This is a genomic window from Longimicrobium sp., from assembly GCF_036554565.1.
Classification (GTDB): Bacteria; Gemmatimonadota; Gemmatimonadetes; order Longimicrobiales; family Longimicrobiaceae; genus Longimicrobium.
In genome coordinates this window covers 1-4,623 of the sequence record NZ_DATBNB010000218.1, presented here as the reverse complement: position 1 = coordinate 4,623, position 4,623 = coordinate 1, and the positions used below count along the sequence as shown (strand labels likewise).

The 4,623-nt window shown below is 69.4% G+C and carries 4 protein-coding genes; all 4 read left to right on the top strand.

All coding sequences use genetic code 11. The annotated features are described in order from the left end of the window. A partial coding sequence (gene mutL / locus VIB55_RS05860; protein WP_331875731.1) for a DNA mismatch repair endonuclease MutL occupies positions 1 to 1,365 on the top strand: 1,365 nt, incomplete at its 5' end. A gap of 544 nt (positions 1,366 to 1,909) precedes the next feature. After that, entirely contained in the window at positions 1,910 to 2,857 is a 948-nt protein-coding gene (miaA, locus tag VIB55_RS05855) for a tRNA (adenosine(37)-N6)-dimethylallyltransferase MiaA (RefSeq protein WP_331875730.1), read from the top strand. A gap of 97 nt (positions 2,858 to 2,954) precedes the next feature. Further along, positions 2,955 to 4,100 (top strand): N-acetyl-alpha-D-glucosaminyl L-malate synthase BshA, encoded by a 1,146-nt coding sequence (gene bshA / locus VIB55_RS05850; protein ID WP_331875729.1) that lies wholly within the window; start codon positions 2,955 to 2,957, stop codon positions 4,098 to 4,100. Beyond that, complete coding sequence (locus VIB55_RS05845) at positions 4,090 to 4,506, top strand: hypothetical protein (protein WP_331875728.1); 417 nt, start codon at positions 4,090 to 4,092, stop codon at positions 4,504 to 4,506. Before bshA ends, VIB55_RS05845 begins: the two co-directional genes overlap by 11 nt. Positions 4,507 to 4,623: the final 117 nt, after the last annotated feature.

Sequence of the window (4,623 nt, the reverse complement as noted above, 5' to 3'; positions counted from 1 at the left end):
TTCCTGCGATCCACCGCCGCGGAGAATCGCGCCATCGGCGAGGTGGTCACCACCGCCGCGCTCGCCACGCCGGGCATCGGCTTCACCTTCGATTCCGGCCCCAAGGACCTGCTGACGCTCCCCATCGCCACGAGCGTGGGCGAGCGGATCGCAGCGTTGTGGGGGAACAACGCGGCCGCCGAGCTTCTGCCCATCACCCACCGGCTGAGTGCGGGCGCGCTTTCGGGGATGATCCAGCGCCCCAACGCGGCGCGGTCCGGAGGGCGGCGGACGTACCTGTTCGTCAACGGACGGCCGTTCGGCGACCGCAACCTGGTGCGCGCGGCCGACCGGGCGTACAAGACCACGATCTCGCCCGGCGTGCATCCCCACCTGTTCCTGTTCCTGGAGGTGCCGGACGGCGAGGTAGACGTCAACGTGCACCCCGCCAAGGCCGAGGTGCGCTTCCGCGACAAAATCGGGATCGAGCGGCTGATCGAGGAGGGTGTCCGCGCGGCCCTCGCCGGCCTCGAGAGCACGCCCAGCATCGGCGTGCGGCAGGCGGGGGCGTACCCCATCGTTCCGGCCGGCTACGGGGTAATGACGGCGCGCGAGGTGCCGTCGCACGGCTACGGCTCCGAGCCGTCCCCGCCCGATCCCGCGGCTCGCTCGCTCCCGGAGGCCGCGGCGCCCGCCGAGCCCCGCGCCGAGCCGCAGATGACGCTGTTCGTCACCGGCGGAGGCGCCGATTCCGCCTCGAAGGACGCCAGCCCTGAGCGAGCCTTGCCGGCGGACCTGTTCGCGGGCGCCGCGCCGGCCATGTGGCAGATCCACAACACGTACATCCTGGCGGAGACGCGAAGCGGCATCGTGATGGTGGACCAGCACTCGGCGCACGAGCGGGTGCTGTATGAGCAGATCGTGGGGCAGTTCGAGAACGGCGGGGCGGAGAGCCAGCGGCTGCTCTTCCCAATCACCCTGCGCCTCTCCCCTGCCGAATACGCGCTGGTGGAGCAGATCCACGGGGTGCTGGAGCGCGCGGGGTTCGAGGTGGAGCCGTTCGGCGGGCGCTCCATCATCGTGCACGCGGTGCCGAACCCGCACCCGTACTTCGACGCGGAGCGTTGCCTGCGCGAGATGATCGCGGAGCTGTCGGACGGGTCGCCGCTGGTGGACAGCGCGCGCACGCAGCACCAGCGGATCGCGCTGTCGATGGCGTGCAAGGGGGCCATCAAGGCGGGGCAGAAGCTGAGCGCGCAGGAGATGACGGAACTCTTCGACCGCCTGTTCGCGACGGAGCTGCCCTATCACGACATCCACGGCCGACCGACGGTCATCCAGCTCTCCCTGGCCGAGCTGCACCGGCGGTTCGGGCGCAGCGGATGACGGGGAAGTGCGTGAGTGCGTCAGTGCGTGAGTGCGGGAGTGAACGGCACCCTGACCGAACTCGCCACACGGCCAGCTGTCGCCCTGGGGCCCAGGCGCGCCGCACTCTGGGCGTGAGCCCTGGCCCCGGCGCATCCCGCGGCGCCCCCCATCCCCAGCCCTTCCCCCGCAAACTGCGCGGGGGAAGGGAGCCAATCCGGGGCGTTTCGGCAATCGGGTGCTCCGGCGGGCGGCGCTGGCGGGTTTGGGTGCGTCCCGTCGGCTCCGGCGCAGTCCTCGGCTGCCCTCTCCCCCGGCCCCTCTCCCGCAAGCGGGAGAGGGGAGAATTCGTGTGCGCTCCGCCGGCCCCGCTCACTCATCTGGATTGGGACGCGTGTCAGCGCGGCCACTCGGCCGCAGTCCGCGAAGGCGGACTTCGGGCCGTTGTTGCCGCGAATTCATTCGCCCCAGCAGGGCAGAGGCACGCCTCTCAGTGTGGGTGGTTTCCACGCATCGATGTGCACGTAGTTTGTGCGGGGAGGGGCCGGGGGCGGGGCATCCCGGCATGATCGCCGACGCGCTGGCCATCGTAGGCCCCACATCGTCCGGCAAGACCGCGCTCTCCATCGACGTCGCGCGGCGGCTGGACGCGGAGATCATCTCCATGGACTCGCGCGCCGTGTTCCAGGGGATGGACATCGGCACGGCGAAGCCCACGGCCGAGGAGCGGGGCGGCATTCCGCACTGGGGCATCGACATCGCCAGCCCCGCCGAGCGGTTCAGCGCGGCCAAGTGGGCCACGTACGCGCGCGGGAAAATCCAGGAGATCCGCGGCCGCGGGCGCGTGCCCATGCTCGTGGGCGGCACCGGGTTCTTTCTGCGCGCCCTCACGCATCCCATCTTTCAGGAGCCGCCGCTGGACCCGGCCGCCCGCGCCCGCATCACCACGCTGATGGAGCGGATGAGCGATGCCGAGCTGCTGCGCTGGCTGGAGCCGCACGATCCCGGATCCGCCGAGCGCCTGCGGCACTGGGGCGGGCGCCAGCGGCTGATGCGCGCGCTGGAGGTGCCGCTGCTCACGGGCCGATCGCTGTCGTGGTGGCACGAGCACTCGCCGCCGGAAGAGGCGCCCGTCCCCGTGCTGCCGTTCGTGCTGCAGGTGCCGCGCGAACGGCTTCACGCGGGGATCGACCGGCGCATCGGGCAGATGGTTGAGTCGGGGCTGCTGGACGAGGTGCGCGCACTGGTCGAGCGCTACGGCGAGAACGCGCCGGGGCTGAACGCCCACGGCTACGCCGAGCTGGTCCCGTATTTCCGTGGCGAGCGAACGCTGGACGAGGCGCTGGCGCTGGTGGGTGCGAACACCAAGTCGTACACCAAGCGCCAGATGACTTGGTTCCGCACCAAGCTTCCCGAGGGCGCCGTCTGGCTGGATGCCACGAGGCCGCGGGCGGAACTCGTGAACGAGATTGTTACACGCTGGCGGCAGGCGACGAGCGAACCTGAACCGTAGCGAGGGTACAAGAGCGAGGGATGCGCACGCAGGCCGTATGATCCGGCCACTTTCGCACTCCCGCACTTTCGCACTTTCGCACTTCGAGCGCAGCGAGATGAAGATCGGCATCACCTGCTATCCCACGTACGGCGGCTCCGGCGCCGTCGCAACGGAACTGGGGATCGAGCTGGCGCAGCGCGGCCACGAGATCCACTTCATCTCGTACGCGCAGCCGTTTCGCCTGCCGCACTACGTGGAGCGCGTCTACTTTCACGAGGTAGAGACGGCCCGCTACCCGCTCTTCGAGCACCACAACTACTCGCTTGCGCTGGCCGCGGCCATGCACGACACCGTGGTGCGCAACGAGCTGGACCTGCTTCACGTGCACTACGCCATCCCGCACGCCACCTCGGCGTGGATCGCCAAGGAGATGCTGGGGCACGACCATCCGCTGAAGATCGTCACCACCCTGCACGGCACCGACATCACGCTCGTGGGCCAGGAGCGCTCCTGGTTCGACATCACCCGCTTCTCCATCCAGAAGTCCGACGGCATCACCGCCGTTTCCAACTATCTCAAGGACGAGACGGTCAAGCACTTCGCCGTGCCGGGTGAGGACATCGAGGTCATCTACAACTTCATCGATCCCAGGCTGTACGACCGGGCGTCGCACCCCTGCCACAAGGACACGCTCGCCCGGCCGGGGGAGATGCTGGTGCTTCACGTTTCCAACTTCCGCCCCGTGAAGCGGGTGCGCGACGTGGTGCGGATCTTCGAGCGGCTGAACCGGAAGGTGCCCTCGCGCCTGGTGCTCGTCGGCGACGGGCCGGACCGGCCGATGGCGATGGACGAGGCCGAGGCGCTGGGCATCAAGAACCGCGTGCGCTTCCTGGGCAAGCAGGACTCCGTGGCCGAGCTGATGGCCTGCGCCGACCTGCTCCTGCTGCCGTCGGAATCGGAGTCGTTCGGCCTGGTGGCGCTGGAGGCGATGGCCAGCGGCGTGCCCGTGGTCGCCAGCCGGGCCGGCGGCGTTCCCGAAGTGGTGGAAGACCAGGTGACCGGCTGCCTGGGCGAGATCGGGGACGTCGAAGGGATGGCCGACGCGGCCGTCGGCCTGCTCTCCGACCATGCCACGTGGGTGCGCACCAGCATCGCGGCGAAGCGCATCGCGGCCGAGCGATTCGCGGCGGACGTAATCGTGCCCCAATATGAACGGTACTACGAGCGTGTGATCGCCGGAGCGGCTCTCAGTGAGGTCTGAAGCAGGCTGCGATCCCGATGCGCTGATTGCGATCCTTGCGGGCGATGAGCCACGCGCGAGTCTCCAGGCCGAGGCCGAGGTGCGCGGGGTGTTCCTGCCTGAGCTGTACAACGGACTGGCGCTGGAAGTGGCTCGACGCTTCCTGGACGGCCGCATGCACTTCGATGATGCCGATGAGCTCGCGAACACGCTGTCCGCGATGATGATCAGCGACGCCGCCGATCACGGCGACGGGTTCGTCCTGCCGCAGCCAGCCTGGTCCATCTACGAGGCATTCGATGCCGGCGAGTGGAATCGCGGCGAGCCCGACGACCCCGTAGAGCGCTACACGCGGCCGTTGCTCGAGGCACTTCTCGCCGATCCGCAATCATCGACCACCCATGGGGTAGGCGGAGCCGGACGTTGATCCCCACGAGGCGAAGAGCTACGTTCGGCGCGGGTGCGGCATGTTGCCGCCCGGTCCGGCCTGCCGCTACGGGAGACGACTGAATGCTTCGACGCGACGCCCTTCTGCTGATCGACG